Here is a 17,266-nt window from a genome sequence, read left to right as displayed (position 1 = left end):
CTCCTACACTGGCTGAAGCGGGGCTGCGGCCATCATTGCCAAAGCGCTCTGGAATCAGCACTCTGACACGATATTCGCGACCGAACCGCCACTGATCACAGGAGCCGCGCAATGCCCGCCACCGTTCTGGTACTGGTTGAAACCATCAATGACTATCTGCCGATTCTCGAGCATCAGGGCTTTCATCTGATCCTCGCACCAACCCCTGCCGAACGCGCGCAAGCGATCGCCACCCACGGGGCACGGATCGACGCTGTACTGACTCGTGGCCCGCTGGGCCTGACCGCCGAGGAAATCGTCGCCCTGCCGGCGCTGAAGATCATCACCGTGATCGGTGCCGGTTACGAACACGTCGACCTGCAGGCCGCCAGCGATCGCGGGATTACCGTGACCAACGGCGCCGGGGTCAACGCCTCGTCGGTGGCCGACCATGCCCTGGCCATGCTGCTGGCACTGGTACGCGACATTCCGCGCTGCGACGCGGCGGTGCGCCGGGGTGAATGGCCGAAGATCATGCGCCCGTCGCTGGCCAATAAACGCCTGGGGATTCTCGGCCTGGGGGCGGTGGGCATGGCGATTGCCAAGCGTGCTCACCTTGGTTTCGACATGCAGATCAGTTACCACAACCGGCAGCTGCGCAGTGATGTGCCCTATGCGTTCTGCTCCACGCCGACCGAACTGGCGCGGGCCTCGGATTTTCTGATCGTCGCCACGCCGGGCGGGATTGGCACCCAGCATCTGGTGACGCGCCCGGTACTTGATGCTCTGGGCCCGACCGGTTTCATCGTCAATATCGCCCGGGCCAGCGTGATCGCCACGGCCGAGTTGATCAGCGCACTCGAGCAACGACGGATTGCCGGGGCTGCGCTGGACGTGTTCGATCACGAACCGCAGGTGCCCGATGCGCTGAAAACCCTGAACAATGTGATTCTCACGCCGCATGTCGCCGGTCTGTCGCCGGAAGCTACACAAGGTACGGTGGAACTGGTGGGGAAAAACCTGATGGCATTCTTTTCGGGGCAACCGGTGCTGACGCCGGTTGAGCTACCGCCGAAACTGGGCAATCAACGCGTGCACTAAAGCACGCCGAGCAAGGTCCACAAACGCCGCGACTCGGCGTCGGCGCTGATCAATTCGCCGAGCAATTCACTCAACGGCTTGTTGCCCCACTCTACCCCGCGCCGAATCAGGTAAGGCACCGGGCTGTGGGGCTCGGTGCGGGCCAGGTATTCGGCAATCAGCAGCAATTGGCGGTAAGCCTCTTCACGACTGGCCGGCTCACGGAAAATCTGTGCGACCGACGCTGCTTCGCCCGTCTGAACCTCGGTGACAGGCGCCTCAACTACCGCAGGCGGTGGTGCCGGTTGTTGCGGGTGCATGGCAATGAACTCCTGAACCAGTGTCAGCAACGCTTGAATGGTTTCCTGCAAGGGGCGAAATCCCGGCCCCTGATCGCCCAGATACGCCTCGCTCCAGGCGTCCAGTCGCTGCAGATGCTGCAGGCTCAGCAGTAAGTTACCCTGCATGCGCAGCCAGAACGCCATGGGCGTGACGCGTATTTGATCGTCGAGTTTCTTCTGTTCGTTGCGCGCGACGTCAGACGAGGCCTTGGCGTTTTTGCTGTCATTGGCCTTGACTTGCTGCACCTGCAAGCGGCGCCAGACGTCGAGGGTGTAAACCTCGAAATCACTGTTGTGCGTGCCGAACAGCGGCACTCGCGTCAGCAGAACATCGCTGTAGCGCCGCACCAGCCATTCCAGCGGAATGACCCGCCACGACTGATCACCGTCCTCGGCCTGCGGATGCAGGTGCTCGGCATAGCGTTCGCACAGGCCGGCGATCAGCGCCAGGCTGCCGGGCAAACCATCCAGTGCCTGTAGATGCAGCCACGCCTCGCCCAGCCACGCGGCGAGCATCAGGTCCTTGCTGCGCTCCAGCAGCAAGACCGTGGTCAACGCTTCGAGCTCCGGCCAGTTCGCCCGCTTGACTGCCGACTGCCAGACCCCGGTCGGCAGGCTGGTGTCGTCCTCGCGGCGCAAATCGCGCAACTGATCGTACTCACGTTCGTAACGCAAATCGGTCCCACAGGGCTGCTCGGCACTGATGGGCGCCAGCAACTGATCGATCAGGTCCGGCAGAGTCGTCGATGGCAGGCTCACAAACCCTCCTCGTTGCGGGCATCCAGCGCGGCGGTGGCGCCGGTCTGTTGATACGGCGAGCGCGGTGCGCGGGTCGGCAGCGGCGAGATCGCCAGCGGCAATTTCGAACCCTGACTCATCAGCGACAAGCGCACGAACATCCGTGTGAACTCACTGGTGACACTGTCGGTCGCGCCCGTCACCGGCAGACGCAACGTCAGTGGAAAGTCGGTGTAATCAAAATTCGGCTGCCGCTGCACCGAGAAATGCGCACGCATCAGCCGCAACAACGACCACGGCCCGCCGTACTCCCAGCCCGCCTCCAGGTCGCGCACCACCAGGTTCGGTTGCAACGGATCGTTGACCGGACGCTCTTTGCCGTTACGTGCCCAGCGCAGGGTCAGGCGGATCGGCTGGCCGACCATCCAGCGCAGGTTCGGCTGTTCGGCACCGGGGTAGTTGACCTGTTGATTGCCCGCCAACAGGCCCCAGGCGATCACCTGATCGGCCCCCTTCTCCTCCTCGCGATCAGTGCGCCAGCGCACATCAATTTCAACCCCGAGAATGCCGCTCTTGTCGCGCACGAACAGCGGCGTCAGCCACACACTGGCCTGCTTCAGGCGCTTGAGAAAGTCTTCGGCCGCCAGGCGCTCCGGAGTCTGGCTCAGGATCAGTCCGGCCTGCGCCACCGGCAGGCGCTTGTCGATGATTTCGAGAAAGTGCTGAACCCGCGCCGGGTCGGCATCTTGCGCCTGCACACCGTTGGCAAACGGAAAGCGATCGGCCAGGTATTGATTGAAATAGGTAGCCAGCTCATTCCACGCCGCAGCCGCTTGCTGCTGTTGCAGGAATTGGCAGCGCTGCATCGCCGACTGCTGCAATTCCACCGCGCGCATCGCCAGGGTGCCACGCCCGCCCGTCAGGTTGGCTGTTTGCAGGACCTGCAGGCAGGAAGCAGTGTCCATCTCGACGAAATCACGACTGACCAGTTGCTCGATCTGCGCCGGAGAACTCGCCGGGTTGGCGTCCTTGTACCTGAGCAATTCATCGTTGAGTGCGCTGAACTGCGTCACTCGCTCGTAATCCAGCGCCGACAGGTTGCCCTGCTGGGTCATCAGCCATTGCAGGGCTGGCGCGCGACGTTCGGTGATACCGAGCATGGTGTTGAACTGCTGTTTGAGGCTCAGTTTCAAGTCCTGTACATCGCTGGCGCCGTATAGTTGCAGACCAAGGTTTTTCGAACCATCCCACTGACTGATTTCAGTGCGCCCGCCAAACAGCGGTTGCGCGGTGATTTCGTCCAGGCCACTGACGATCTGCGCCAGCGCCCGCCGGTTCAACGCGCTTTGCAGACGCGCAGCCAGATCGCTGCGGTGCACCTCGACAAAAGCCTTCTGCAGGGCCATGGCCTGTTCGGCCTGAACATTGAATACCGCGTACGGATGTGTCTGATCGTTATGATCCTTGAGACTCAGCCACATTGCCTGTGCAGCGGCCGTTTCGGCAGCTTGCAGCAGCGCATCGCGGTACACCGGCGGGATGCGCGGCAGCTCTTCGGCGACATAACTTTTATAGCTGGCGAAGTAGCTCAGTGAGGTATTGAGGTCGTCGCCGTCAACGGTCTGGCCCTGCATGTTGACGTTATCTTGCGTGGCACGCATTGCGATCGAAACAAAATCGCGCCGGAACAGCGCCTGCACCGCGTTGTTGAGTTTCACCACCTGATCCTGCAACGCCAGTTGCCCGCTGCCTTGCTGCACCAGCAGGTTGCCGCGTGAACCGACCTGGGCAATCCACTGATCGCGAAAGCTCTGCTGCAACTTGCTCGCCTGGGCGTCCAGTTGTTGTTCGACCGCCGGCCCGAGCAAGCTGCTCTTGCGTACCTTGTCGAGAAAGTCGCGATAACCCGGTACCAGTTCCTGCCCCTTGCCGCGACTCCAGGTCGAGTTGGTCAGAGCGATCGCCGCTTGCAGGTCATCGATCAGGGCGCGCAGGTCTTCCAGCTCGCTCAGGCTATTGCCGCTGCCGGCCTCCAGTTGTTCCAGATGCAGCTTGAGGTAGCCGGCCTTGCTGACGAAGTTGTCGGCAAGAAAATACTGGTCGAGCCAGCGCTCCATCAGCCCGTTGAAATTGCTGACAATCAGCGGCCGTTCCACGCTCAGGTCCAGCGCCTGCAAGTCACCGCCATCCCCCGCCGCGAGCAAGCGGTTGTAATAAGCGGCATGGGGCAACGTGGCGGGGTTGAGGTTGAGTGACAGCGCACTGTTGCTCAGTTGCACCAGATCATCCAGTGGGACCCGCTGGTTATTCTGCACTTCACCGAACAACTGGTTCTGCTGCTCCAGACGCAACGCGCGATCCACCAGATCCGTGGCCTTCTGATAGTTCTGCCATTGCGCGGGGTCCTCGCTCTCGACGCTGGCACGCCGCTCAGTGCTGCGAATCGCCTTGATCTTCGCCAGCTCCGCGACCAGCAGATCGTGCAGCGGCACCAGCATATGGCGCTGGATAGAGCGGAACAGCTCCTGCTCCAGTTGCAGGTCGAAAGAGGAAAACCACGCGCTCGGAAACACCAGCGACGCATAGTGCCAGTGCGGGGCTTTTTCCAGCACGCGCCAGAAGCTCTGCACGTTACGCCGGGTCGGCTCGATGCGATGCGCTTCGTCGGTGACCGCGACGTAACTCTTCTGCGCGCCCTGCATCAGCCGCGCCAGTTCGTGAGCATCGCGCACCGAATCGCGCCAGATCCAGACCATCGCCACCGCCCATACCACCCCGACCACCAACGCGACGCCGGCAGTGATTCGCTGCCAGCGCTGACGCAAGCGCAACAGGCGCGGCACGCCCTGGGCCAGCCCCCGCTCGCCAACCACTCGCTGACGCCACAACTGACGCACGAACGCACTGCGTTGCAGGCCGCTGTCGTCAGCGCAAAAGCCATCAAGCGCATCGTCAGCTGGCTGATTGGCACTGAAGTAAAGACCGCGAAAACACGCGGCCTCGCCCTGCGCATTACCTTGAAATACCGGCTCCAGTACGTTTTGCAAACCACGGCGCAAGGTTTCGATACGTTCCGGCAACGCGTACAGGTCCGCGCTCAGGTGCCCGGACAGCGTGCCGATCTCAATCACCGCTTCGGCCAGTGCTCGGTGCAATCGATCCATGGCCTGATCGCTCCACTGGCCCTGCCACACTGCATCGCGTGGGTAAGGCGATGACCAGCCCAAAGTGCGATCACGGGCCTCGTCGGGCAGTGCACTGATCAGCTCCTGAAATCCCGGCAGCTCTTCAAGCCCGGTGACGATCACGTACACCGGCACACTCAAGCCGAAACGCTGCAGCAGATCGATAAAGCGGCGGCGTGCCGCCAGCCCGAGTTGGGTGGCCTGCTCCAGGTTGCCCAGGCGACTGGCTGGCACCGTCCAGATAATCCCGTCCAGCGGACGTTTGCTGCGCAGGCGCAAGATCAGCCCGAGCAGACGCCACCAGCCTCCGCGCTGCAAGTGCATGCCGTCTTCGGGCAGGAACAAGGCCTGCGGCACCACCAGCACCGCGCCTTCGGGGTCCGACCACCAGCGGCCGAACCACGCTGGCTTGTCGGTGGGTTGCAGGTGCCATTCGTTGACCAATTGCGTGCCCTGGCGTTCGTCGCCGAGCATCAACAGCCACGGTATCTGGTAGCGGTCCTGAGTGCCCTGCTCTTGCTCCATGTGCCGCACCGACGTATAGAAACTGCGGATCGCCGCGCCGCTCTGGGTCCGCAGCCACCACACCAAAATCGCGATGATCAGCAGCAATAACAACAGCGCCACCACCCACGCGACAATCGTCAAAGTGCTCATGAGTCTTGCTCCGGAGCCACCACTGAAGCGCTGATTTGCAGCACCGGTTCCAGTTCCGCGCGGATGTCGCGCCACAGAAAATGGCCGATGCCAGTCAGCAGCAGAACCATTGCGACAATCCCCAGTGCCAGGCGAAATCCGTCCGGCAACGCCGTGCGTACCGGCAGTTGCAACGGCGGGACCTGCGAGGGTTGCATCAGGCGCTGACTGACACCGGCGTAGTCGGCTTCGTCTTGCCAGGCAAAGCGGAACAGGGCCAGCCGCCACTTTTCCAGTTGTGCCTGACTGTGTTCGCCGCGCAGTCGTCCGTGAAAGCCAAGGATCAGGCATTGCAGGTAGACATTGGCCAGATCGCGGCTGGTCGGTTGCTGTTCATCGAGCAGCGTTTGAATCGCCGCCGGCAGTTGCTCGCCAGCCTGACGCGTGGAATACAGACGCGACTCCAACGGTTTGCTCTGCCACGCCGATTGTCCCGGCCACGGGCTGAATAACAGGGTCTCATCAACCAGCGCAACGAAGGCATAGACCAGCGCCTTGACCTGCTCAGTGGCCGAATCGCCCACCCGCGAATACGCTGTGCGCCACAAGCGTTGCGAAGCCTGGGTCGAAAGCTCGACCACGCTGTCGACCAGTTCGGTCTCGTCCTCGTTGTCCTTGGGCAACTGGTTCCAGTCCAGCGACCATTGCTGCCACGTTTGCCGGAACGCGCTGCCGAGCGGCGCGTCCTGCAAACTCAGAGTTCTCGTTGCGGCCCCGGCAGTCCCTTCCGACATGCTGCGTTCCTTGTGTGATCAGGCACTTTCACTCGTCTGTGCAACAAACAGCACCACCTGCCACGGACTGCTGGTCAGCTTCGCTGCGGGCGCGGCGATCACCAGCGGTAGTTGTGCGTCGAACCACGCGCCTTCGGCAGTGATCACGAACAGTCGCGTGTCTTCGCCGACGCTGTAGGCCACTTGTTCATTGCGACTCATGGCCTGGTGGCTCAACCCGCTCATGCGCTGGCGGCTGAGCAAGACAACGTGTGGCGAGGAGGCGATGATTGCACCACGCAGCCACTCGCTGGCCGCCTGCTCGCTGGCGCCGTTGGGCATGCGCAGGCCGATGACCAGCCGCTGGCTCGGTTGCTCATCGGGCAACTGGATGGAAAAACTCTGCTCGCCGCGTTCGAACGGCAGGCTGTGATAACCGGCGCGGATCAATTCGAGAGTCGTTTCCAGCCATTGCAGCACGGTATCGTAACCGCGCTGCAACTCCAGAAAGTCCAGCGGCGCGAACGAAGGCACCCCGGCCAGCGGGTCGAGTGCCGACCATGCGCCAGCCAGACCGAGCAGTTGCACATACAGGCTTTGCGGGTGAGCGATGCGACTGTTGAGTGCGCCTTCGACTTCCGGCAATCGCGCCCATAACGCGGTCAATTGCCGGCGGATTTCCAGCGCATCATCCTGATTTCCGGCCTGTTGCGCCTGACGCAAGCGACCGCCGAGAAACAGGCACTTTTCCCGCGCCCGCGCGCACAATCCGGCAACCCGCCGGCCCAGCGGCGAATCGGGCAACAATAATGGAGTGGGAGGCGTGTAAGCCAACGCCAGGAAGCCGCCGCCCTCCTTGCGGATTTTCAACAACGGCAGGCAGATCGAATCGGCCTTGTTCAGTTGTGTACACAGGCGGGGATTGGGCCGCCACACGGTGATCGATTCCGGAAACTCGCCACTGGTCAGATCCGGCAGCGCGTCGCCGACTACCGATTGCAAACGCCCCTTGAGCGGCAGCAGTTGCCCGGCGCGCCACAACGGACTGATCGCCAGGTACACGGTAACGCTGGCGTCGTCGGTTTCGTTGATGGCCGGGCCGACATCCAGCTCCAGGGTCGGGCCGATACCGGCTTGCAGATCCACCGGCAAACCGTCGGGCATGGTGCCCTGCAACGCCAGCACGCGGACCACTCCCGCGCTCAAGGCCGAGGGATCGAATTCCATGCGATTGACGCCCCAGAACCATGGGTTGCACGCCTGCGCCAGATGCGCCCCGAGGGCTTCGGCGCGCAGGCCTTGCAACTGAAAATGCTGCGGCAGCAATTGCATGCCTTCGTGCCAGCAAACCGCGTCAGGTAGCAGACTCATACGACTCCCTTCGGCCATGCCGCAACCCGGCGGCGGGCGGTGTGTTTCAGTTTTCCTTGCTGACCAGGCTCATCTCGCGACTGTCGAACCTGAGCCAGGCCTCGCTCTGATCGTCGAGCCGCAAGCGGTGCGCTCCGGGTGTGTTATAGCTGGCGAAGACCAAAAGTCCAGCGGCCTTCTTGCCCCCCAGCGGGAAGGGTTGACGGTCGATGAATTGACCCGGCACCAGCTCCAGTCCCCAGACACTCATCAGTTGACGATAGTCGCGCTGGTATTGCTCGCGCTCGGCAAACCACTGGCTGGCGTTGATGCCCGACAGTTGCTTGAGCAGATCCGGATCGGCGACGGCGACGAAATCCACGGCAATCGGCGTGTCGTCATTGGCCTTGGGTGCGACATCGAGGGTCAGGCTGTCCAGTTCGACTTTGGGGCCGAAAAGAGAGCAGCCGGCGACCAGCGCAAACCAAACCACCATCAAAAAACGTCTGCACAAAATGAATTTTCCTTTTCCCGTGGCAGTCCAAAATCGTTTTTGCTTGCTTTTTTATAGACCTGTTCTAGCGTCTTGGATAGTTCGGTTCCAGCAGCCGAATGAGGAAGGTTTGTCAAAGGAACGACAGGTCATCTGCCACCCTTTCTAACCTACGGTCCAGTAAGGGAAAGCGATGAACGGGCCTCCCCGATGCATTGCGCCCGCCTTCGCATCGGAGTCAGCCACCATGGCAGAAAGTACTCAACACAAGCTCGACCGGGTCCGTCCGCCCCGAGTGCAAATCACCTACGACGTCGAAATCGGCAACGCCATCGAAAAAAAGGAATTGCCACTGGTGGTCGGGATCCTGGCTGATCTCTCCGGCAAGCCGCTTGAACCATTGGCAAAATTGACTGAACGGCGTTTTACCGAAATCGACCGCGACAACTTCAACGAAGTGCTCGCCTCCATCGGCCCTCGCGCCACCCTGCAAGTCAATAACACCCTCAGCGGCGACGACAGCAAGCTCAACATCGAGCTGAACTTCAAACACATCGACGACTTCGATCCGGTCAAGGTGGTGGAACAAATCACGCCACTGCGACGTTTGTTCGAAGCCCGCCAGCGCCTGCGCGATCTGTTGACCAAGCTCGACGGCAACGATGATCTGGACAAGCTGTTGCGCGACGTCATCGCCAACACCGAAGGTCTGCAAGAGATCAAATCGGCCCGCCCAGACACCGCTACCCCGGCCACTGACGCCGAGGCCCCGGCCGAACCGCAAGCCTGATCGTCCACTTAATCGAGGGAGCATCCGTCATGCCCGCCGCCGCCCAGAATCAAGCCAGCGACAATGCTGCAGCCGAAACCTTATCCCTGCTCGACCGGATCATCGCCGAGGGCCGTATGGCCCACGATGACAGTCAGCAGGATTACGCCCGCGACATGCTCGCGGAGTTCGCCACCCAAGTGCTTGACGAAGGCATGGCCATCGACAAGGACACCGTGGCGATGATCAACGACCGCATCAGCAAGATCGACGAACTGATCAGCGCCCAGCTCAACGAAGTCCTGCACCACCCTGACCTGCAAAAGCTCGAAGCCTCGTGGCGCGGTCTGCACATGCTGGTACAGAACACCGAAACCAGCGCCCGATTGAAATTGCGTCTGCTGAACGTCACGCAGAAAGAACTGCAGAACGACCTGGAAAAAGCCGTCGAATTCGACCAGAGCGCGCTGTTCAAGAAAATCTACGAAGAAGAGTACGGCACCTTCGGTGGCCATCCGTTCAGCCTGCTGGTCGGCGACTACACCTTCGGCCGGCATCCGCAGGACGTTGGCCTGCTGGAGAAACTGTCGAACGTCGCGGCCGCCGCTCACGCCCCCTTCATTGCCGCTGCCAGCCCACGGCTGTTTGACATGAACAGCTTCACCGAACTGGCGGTGCCGCGTGATCTGTCGAAAGTCTTCGAGAGCCAGGAACTGATCAAGTGGCGCTCGTTCCGTGAGAGCGAAGACTCGCGTTACGTGTCGCTGGTACTGCCGCACTTCCTTCTGCGTCTGCCTTACGGCCCCGACACCGCGCCGGTGGAAGGCATCAACTACGTCGAGGACGTCAATGGCACCGACCACAGCAAATACCTGTGGGGCAACGCCGCGTGGGCGCTGTCGCAACGCATCACCGAGGCGTTCGCCAAGTACGGCTGGTGCGCGGCGATCCGTGGTGCAGAAGGCGGCGGCGCAGTCGAGGGCCTGCCGGCGCACACCTTCCGCACCAGCTCCGGCGACTTGTCACTGAAGTGCCCGACCGAAGTGGCAATCACCGACCGCCGCGAAAAAGAGCTCAACGATCTCGGCTTCATCGCGCTGTGCCACAAGAAGAACAGCGACGTCGCCGTATTCTTCGGCGGCCAGACCACCAACAAGTCCAAGGTCTACAACACCAACGAGGCCAACGCCAATGCACGCATCTCGGCGATGTTGCCTTACGTGCTCGCAGCCTCGCGTTTCGCCCATTACCTGAAGGTGATCATGCGCGACAAGGTCGGCAGTTTCATGACCCGCGACAACGTGCAGACCTACCTCAACAACTGGATCGCCGACTACGTGCTGATCAACGACAACGCGCCGCAGGAAATCAAGGCGCAATACCCGTTGCGCGAAGCGCGGGTGGACGTGACCGAGGTGGCCGGCAAACCGGGCGCCTATCGGGCGACCGTGTTCCTGCGCCCGCACTTCCAGCTTGAGGAACTGACGGCATCGATCCGCCTGGTGGCGACGTTGCCACCACCGGTTGCGGCCTGACCTTTACCCCCGCCGCAGCGGCGGGGGTTGTTCTTTTATCTAGCGCGACACCTTTCAGGAGTTTCAAGCGATGGATGCAATCATTCTCGACCTCGGCGGCGACATCAAAGGCGACAGCCTGCTTGAGGGCTACAAGGACAAGATCGAAGTCATGTCCTACAGCCACAACGTGGCGATGCAAGTGACCAATGACGTCAGCAACTCGGAACGGACGTCCGGCCGGCCGCACATCGGTGAGTTTACCCTGACCAAATTCATCGACAGCTCGACGCCAACGCTCAACGAATATTGCTGTGCGGGCAAACCCATTCCCGAAGCCAAAATCACCATCGGTCGTAACGCCGCTGAAGGCAGCGGGCAACTGATGCCGTTCATCATCTACACGCTGAACAACGTGGTGCTGTCCAACGTCAGCGTCAGCGGTGGTACCGGCGGCAAACCGGTGGAAACCCTGTCGCTGAACTTCACCAAGATCAAATGGGAACTCACTGCGCAGAAAGACGACGGCACCAAGGAAGGCACCGCTGGCACGGTGTGGGACCTGGCGGCCAACAAGGCTGGCAAGTAAGCGGACGCCCTGGCCATGGCAGGCACCGGCATTCGCGCACCGTTGTTCGAACGCCTCGCCTCCAGCGAGGCCGACGGTGCGCGGGAGTTTGATAAGCAGGACTTGCTCGACTCGGTGCAGGCCGAGCTCGGGCGCCTGTTCAACACGCGGCGAGGACCGCGCACCCTCACCCAACCGCCCAGCGTCATCGATTACGGCATCGCCGACTGGAGCGCCCTGCAACAACAGCGCAGCGATGACCGTCGCCGGCTGACGCGCGATGTCCGCGAAGCCATCAGCCACTTCGAGCCGCGCCTGAAACTGGACGAGGTGCAGGTCAAGCCCGTGCCCGACCATCCGCAACGGTTGAGCATTCGATTGACCGGCGAGCTGCGCAGCGGCCAGCAACACTGGCCGGTGGCGTTTGTCATCGAGCCCGGCGGCGAAGGGCTGGAGGTGCGCCATGAGCGACTCGATTGATCCGCAACTGCTCGACTACTACCAGCGCGAACTGACCTGGCTGCGCCACGCTGGCAGCCAGTTTGCCGAGCGTTACCCGAAGGTCGCGCGACGACTGGAACTGTCGCCCGGCGAGTGTCCCGACCCACACGTCGAACGTTTGCTCGAAGGTTTTGCCCTGCTGGCTGCACGACTGCAGCGCCGACTCGACGACGACTACGCCGAGTTCAGCGACGCTTTGCTCGAGCAGCTCTATCCGTTGGCCGTCAGGCCATTGCCATCCTGCGCCATTGTCCAGTTCGAGCCCGACCCGAGCAAAGGCAACCTCGACGACGGCTATCCCCTGCCCCGCGACACGCCATTGTTTGTCACCACCGGCAAAGGCGAGAGCATCCACTTTCGCACCTCGGCCGCCGTGCGCCTATGGCCCATCGACGTCAGCGAAGCGTTATTGCTCGGCAGCGATGAAGCCCAGGCGCTGACCGGTGTGGCGCAATCACGCTCGGCGTTGCGCCTGAGCCTGCGTTGCCTCGGTGAAAGCCAATGGTCGGCGCTTGGCATTGAGCATCTACGCATCCATCTGGCCGCGTCACCGGTGATCAACGCCTGCCTGTATGACCTGCTCGGTGCCCATGCGGTACAGGTGCTGGCCGGCACGCCCGGGAGCATTCCGACACACGTGAAGGGTTTACCGAAGATCGTCGGTTTCAGCGATGACGAAGTCCTGCTGCCGGACGAGGACGGCGTACACCCCGGCATGCGCCTGCTGGCGGAATATTTTGCTTTCCCTGACAAGTTTCATTTCTTCGATCTGCCGTTGACCGGCGTCAGCAGCGATAGCCAGACGTTGTACCTGTACATCGTTTTCGACCGTGCTCCAGCCAGCCGCCTGCATTTACAAGCCAGTGACATCGCATTGGGTTGCGCGCCAGCAATCAACCTGTTCCCGCGTACCTCCGAGCCACTGCGCCCGGACGGCACCCGCAGCGAGTACCGTTTGATTGCCGACAGCCACCGCGAGAACAGCGTCGAAATCCACAGCATCCGCAGCATGCGCGCCAGTTGCCCCAGCGGTGTGCAACAGCTGCCGGCGTATTACGGCAGTCAGCACAGTGGCGGCGATCAACAGCGTTACTGGCATGCACGGCGGGTCAGCGGCAAGACGCCGAACCGGCTCGGCAGCGACCTGCTGGTGAGTGTCGTCGACACCCGTTTCGACCCGTTGAGCGAGCTGCCGGATTACAGCCTCACCGCCGAGCTGCTGTGCACCAATCGGCATTTGGCGCAGAGCCTGCCCGCCGGCACACCGCTGGGTTTCGAACGTCCCGGGCCGATTGCCTGGGCGCGACTGCGCAACCCGCCGAGCCCGCAAAGTCTGCCGCGACTGGACGGTGATTCGCGCTGGCGACTGGTGTCGCAACTGACCCTCAATCATTTGTCGCTGGTCGAAGGCCCGCAAGCACTCGACGCACTGAAAGAGATTCTGCACTTGCACAACCTGCGCGACGAAGCCAGTGCACTGCGGCAGATCGAGGGGCTGCTGAACCTGCGTAGCGAGCGCGTGATCGGCCATGTCGGCGCCGACGCCTGGCGCGGTTGGCGCAATGGCCTGGAGGTGCAATTGCAACTCGATGCGCAACACTTTGTCGGCAGCAGCGCGGTGTTGTTTTCTGCCGTACTGGCGCAGTTCTTTTCGGTGTACGCCACAGCCAATCGCTTTGTGCGCACGGTATTGATGCACGGTGACAAGGAGATCAAGGCATGGCAACCCCAAGCCGGCATGCCCCTGTCGCTCTGACCCTGAGCCAACGACTGCGCCGCGATCCACAGGCGTTTGAGTGGCTGCAGGCCCTGCTGCTGCTCGAGCGTGAACAACCGCAAGCCGAATCGTTGGGCAGCGGCACTTCGCCCCAGGCCGAAGCGCTGAAATTGCGCGGACCTTTGACACCGCTGTTCCCCACCAGCCAGATCGAAAACCTGCACGAAGAACCGGGCCAGCCATTAACCCTCGGCACACCGATGTTCGGTCTCGGCGGCCCCGACGGCCCGTTGCCCTACGCCTATCAGGAATGGTTGCAACAACGGGCCCGAGCCAAGGATCACGCGCCGGCCGAGTTCCTTGATCTGTTCCAGCATCGCCTGCTCAGCCTGCTTTACAAGGTGATGCGCAAACACCGGGTGGCATTGGGCTTTGTCACACCCGGGGCGTCGCCGGTGCAGGCGCAATTGCGGGCCCTCACCGGGCTGTTGCCCAAGGCTTTGCAGGAGCGTCAAGCAGTTCCTGATTGCGCAGTGCTGGCCTGTACGGCGCTGTTCGCCGACGGCCGGCGCTCGCTGGCGGGGTTCGCAGCGACAGTTCGGGAACAGTTCGGCGTAGCGGTGGCACTCAGTGCCTGCCAAGGCGCCTGGCGCGAAATCCCGCCGGCCAGTCGCAGTGTCATCAAATCCGGAGGGCGAAATTTGCAACTCGGGCGCACCGCGGTGGCCGGAAGCCGGGTGTGGGATGAACACGCCGGCATACGTCTGACCCTCGGCCCACTGCCCTCGACGCAAGCGATCCGTTTTTTGCCGGACGGCGAAGCGCACCCGGCATTGGCCAGCCTCGCGGCGTTGTACTTCGGTCCCGATCTCGACGTGACGCTGGTGCTGCTGGTACGCGGTGCCGGGCCGATGAAACTCGGGCGCCAGGCCCCGGTTTTGCTCAGCTGGAACGGTGGTTTGCAGCGTCAGGCCAGCCTGGCCGTGCAGCGCATCGAAACCCGTCTTCGTCAGTTGGAGATCATCTGACATGGAACTCGCCAGTCTGATCGGACGGCTCAACCCGGACAACCGCCGCGCCCTCGAGCGCGCCGCCCAGCGCTGTCTGCAGCGCGGGCATCACTTTGTCGAGATCGAACACCTGCTGCTGGAACTGCTCGATATCGAAGCGGGGGACTTTGCCTGGCTCCTGCCACGCTTCGGCCTCGAACGCGATGCGCTGACGGCAGAAATCAACAAGGCGCTGGATCTCTTCAAGGGTGGCAGCACGCGCACGCCGGCGCTGTCCTCGCACACGCTTGGCTTGCTGGAGGATGCCGTCGTTCAAGCCAGTGTACTGGGGATCGACAGCATTCGTTCCGGCTTGCTGTTACTGGCACTGATCGACCGCGACGAGCGCCGCAGTTTGCTGCTCAACAGTGCTTCGTCATTGTTGCGGATTCCCAGGGAAGCGCTGCGCGCCAACCTGCTGGAGTGGACGGAAAACTCCCGCGAGCATGTCGGCCCGCGTTCAGCGTCAACTGGAAATTCCGTGCCCCGGCAGGACTCAGTACTGGACCAATACACTCAGGACCTGACTGCCGATGCCCACGCCGGACGTATCGATCCGATCGTGGGGCGCGATGGCGAAATCCGCCAGTGCATCGACATTCTTCTTCGGCGTCGGCAGAACAACCCGATTCTGGTCGGCGCGCCCGGCGTCGGTAAAACGGCGGTGGTCGAAGGCCTGGCCCTGCGCATCGCCGCCGGTGATGTACCGCCGTCGTTGCAGGAAGTCAGCCTGCGCGTGCTTGACCTCGGCTTGCTCCAGGCCGGAGCCGGAGTCAAAGGCGAATTCGAACAGCGGCTCAAAGGCGTGATTGATGCTGTGCGCAGCGCCGACAAACCGATCATCCTGTTCATCGACGAAGCCCACACGCTGATCGGCGCTGGCGGGGCCGAGGGCGGCAGCGATGCGGCCAACCTGCTCAAACCGGCATTGGCCCGGGGTGAGTTGCGCACCCTCGCCGCGACTACGTGGATGGAGTACAAAAAATATTTCGAGAAAGACCCGGCCCTCGCCCGCCGCTTTCAGTTGGTGCAGGTTGAAGAGCCCGACGAAATCACCGCCGTGGAAATGCTCCGGGGCGTGGCCGCCAAACTGGAACAGCATCACGGTGTGCAAGTGCTGGATGCCGCGATCCATGAAGCGGTGAAACTCTCGCACCGCTACATCTCCGGCCGCCAGCTACCGGACAAGGCCATCAGCGTCCTCGACACCGCGTGCGCCCGGGTCGCCCTCGGCCAGCACGACGTGCCGCCACCGCTGGAGAGCCTGCGCCATCGGCAAAACAGCCTCAAAGATGAAGTCGAACGCCTGCGCCGAGAGCAGGCCACCGGGCTGGATCATCGCGAACGCATCACCCTGCTGGAGGCTGAATCGAAGACCAATGTGCAAGCGATCCGCGAACTGGAAACACGTTGGAGTGAAGAGCGCGTGGCCGTGCGTGAACTACTCGAAACACGCCGCGAATTGCTGGCGTTGAGCGAAAGCGCCGATAGCGACAAACCCGACGAAGCCACCGACAGCCGCATCGATCATCTGGCCGCCGAACTGCTGCGCCTGGAAGCGGGACTGGATGCGATTCGCCAGGACGACCCGCTGGTGCAGGAACAGGTCGACAGCAAAACCGTGGCTGCCGTAATCGCCGGCTGGACCGGCATTCCCGTCGGCAAGATGCTCGCCGACGAAGCCCATGCCGTGCGCACCCTCGGCACCCGCATGGGCCAGCGCGTCATGGGTCAGAGCACTGCGCTCAACACCATCGCCCAGCGTTTGCAGGCTTATCGCGCGGGGCTCACCGATCCGCAAAAACCGGTCGGCGTGTTCCTGCTGGTCGGCCCCACGGGCGTAGGCAAGACCGAAACCGCCTATGCACTGGCCGACGCGCTGTACGGCGGCGAACGCAACCTGATCAGCATCAACCTTTCCGAATATCAGGAAGCCCACACCGTCAGCCAGCTCAAAGGCGCCCCTCCGGGTTACGTCGGTTATGGCAGCGGCGGCGTGCTGACCGAAGCCGTGCGGCGCAAACCGTACTCGGTGGTGTTGCTGGATGAAATCGAGAAGGCGCACCCGGATGTGCTGGAAGCGTTTTACAACGTGTTCGACAAGGGCTTGATGGAGGACGGCACCGGGCTGGTGGTCGATTTCAAGAACACCGTGATGCTCGCCACCAGCAATGTCGGTGCTGAGTTGCTGCTCGATACGCCGGTGTCGCAAATCGGCAGCGAAGCCTTCAACGAAGCGCTGCACAAAGTCCTGCTGCAAGCCTTCCGCCCGGCGTTTCTGGCACGCATGACCGTGGTTGCGTATCGGCCGCTGGATGAGGCGACGCTGGAAGGGATTGTGTTGGCGAAGCTGGAAAAACTGCGTGGCCGCTACAAGGCGGCGACCGGCAAGCAGTTCGAGTTTGATTCGGGAATTGTGAAAGCGGTGCTCGCCAAATGCAGCGCGGCGGGTGCGCGGGATGTCGAGAATGTGTTGATGACGCAGGTGACAGGGAAGTTGGCGGAGTGGGTGTTGGAATGACCGCCGCCAACGAGAATTGACGAAACACAAAAATGGCACCCGCGCAGGAGAC

The 17,266-nt window shown here is 62.2% G+C and carries 13 protein-coding genes; 8 read left to right on the top strand and 5 right to left on the bottom strand.

Annotated elements, in window-relative coordinates; all coding sequences use genetic code 11:
* Positions 1-111 precede the first annotated feature (111 nt).
* Complete coding sequence (locus AB1J88_RS04555; protein WP_430290340.1) at positions 112-1,080, top strand: 2-hydroxyacid dehydrogenase; 969 nt, start codon at positions 112-114, stop codon at positions 1,078-1,080.
* Here AB1J88_RS04555 and tssA read toward each other — a convergent pair.
* From tssA to AB1J88_RS04530, 5 genes are read right to left on the bottom strand one after another with little or no spacing between them, the layout of a single operon-like run.
* Positions 1,077-2,159 (bottom strand): type VI secretion system protein TssA, encoded by a 1,083-nt coding sequence (tssA, locus tag AB1J88_RS04550; RefSeq protein WP_430290339.1) that lies wholly within the window; start codon positions 2,157-2,159, stop codon positions 1,077-1,079. The two genes, AB1J88_RS04555 and tssA, sit on opposite strands and share 4 nt — an antisense overlap.
* Positions 2,156-5,980 (bottom strand): type VI secretion system protein, encoded by a 3,825-nt coding sequence (locus AB1J88_RS04545; protein ID WP_430290338.1) that lies wholly within the window; start codon positions 5,978-5,980, stop codon positions 2,156-2,158. The genes tssA and AB1J88_RS04545 overlap by 4 nt, the downstream gene beginning before the upstream one ends.
* Positions 5,977-6,753: a DotU/TssL family secretion system protein gene (locus AB1J88_RS04540; protein WP_430290337.1), complete on the bottom strand. Its 777-nt coding sequence runs from the start codon at positions 6,751-6,753 to the stop codon at positions 5,977-5,979. The genes AB1J88_RS04545 and AB1J88_RS04540 overlap by 4 nt, the downstream gene beginning before the upstream one ends.
* An 18-nt stretch (positions 6,754-6,771) precedes the next feature.
* A complete protein-coding gene (gene tssK / locus AB1J88_RS04535; RefSeq protein WP_430290336.1) occupies positions 6,772-8,103 on the bottom strand; it encodes a type VI secretion system baseplate subunit TssK in 1,332 nt (443 codons plus the stop codon).
* A 46-nt stretch (positions 8,104-8,149) separates the two neighbouring features.
* Positions 8,150-8,578 carry a type VI secretion protein gene (locus AB1J88_RS04530; protein WP_108182983.1) on the bottom strand — a complete coding sequence of 143 codons (429 nt, stop codon included), beginning with the start codon at positions 8,576-8,578 and terminating at the stop codon, positions 8,150-8,152.
* Positions 8,579-8,822: 244 nt separating this feature from the next.
* Between AB1J88_RS04530 and tssB the strand changes: the two genes are divergently transcribed.
* The 7 genes from tssB (at position 8,823) to tssH (ending at position 17,214) form a co-directional block, all read left to right on the top strand.
* A complete protein-coding gene (gene tssB, locus AB1J88_RS04525) occupies positions 8,823-9,365 on the top strand; it encodes a type VI secretion system contractile sheath small subunit (protein ID WP_041067400.1) in 543 nt (180 codons plus the stop codon).
* A gap of 29 nt (positions 9,366-9,394) precedes the next feature.
* Positions 9,395-10,879 carry a type VI secretion system contractile sheath large subunit gene (gene tssC, locus AB1J88_RS04520; RefSeq protein ID WP_108182984.1) on the top strand — a complete coding sequence of 495 codons (1,485 nt, stop codon included), beginning with the start codon at positions 9,395-9,397 and terminating at the stop codon, positions 10,877-10,879.
* Positions 10,880-10,949: 70 nt separating this feature from the next.
* Entirely contained in the window at positions 10,950-11,447 is a 498-nt protein-coding gene (locus tag AB1J88_RS04515; protein WP_041067406.1) for an Hcp family type VI secretion system effector, read from the top strand.
* A 15-nt stretch (positions 11,448-11,462) separates the two neighbouring features.
* Positions 11,463-11,906: a type VI secretion system baseplate subunit TssE gene (gene tssE, locus AB1J88_RS04510; RefSeq protein ID WP_086792714.1), complete on the top strand. Its 444-nt coding sequence runs from the start codon at positions 11,463-11,465 to the stop codon at positions 11,904-11,906.
* The gene (tssF, locus tag AB1J88_RS04505; RefSeq protein ID WP_430290335.1) at positions 11,890-13,683 is read left to right on the top strand and encodes a type VI secretion system baseplate subunit TssF; all 1,794 of its coding nucleotides are present in this window, start codon (positions 11,890-11,892) and stop codon (positions 13,681-13,683) included. The genes tssE and tssF overlap by 17 nt, the downstream gene beginning before the upstream one ends.
* On the top strand, positions 13,647-14,672 hold the full coding sequence (gene tssG / locus AB1J88_RS04500; RefSeq protein ID WP_430290334.1) for a type VI secretion system baseplate subunit TssG: 1,026 nt from the start codon (positions 13,647-13,649) through the stop codon (positions 14,670-14,672). Before tssF ends, tssG begins: the two co-directional genes overlap by 37 nt.
* Position 14,673: 1 nt before the next feature.
* Positions 14,674-17,214 carry a type VI secretion system ATPase TssH gene (gene tssH / locus AB1J88_RS04495; protein WP_430290333.1) on the top strand — a complete coding sequence of 847 codons (2,541 nt, stop codon included), beginning with the start codon at positions 14,674-14,676 and terminating at the stop codon, positions 17,212-17,214.
* Positions 17,215-17,266: the final 52 nt, after the last annotated feature.

The sequence above is a fragment of the Pseudomonas sp. S8 genome (assembly GCF_050473925.1).
Taxonomy (GTDB): domain Bacteria; phylum Pseudomonadota; class Gammaproteobacteria; order Pseudomonadales; family Pseudomonadaceae; genus Aquipseudomonas; species Aquipseudomonas parakoreensis.
This window is presented reverse-complemented; position numbering and strand designations above follow the sequence as displayed.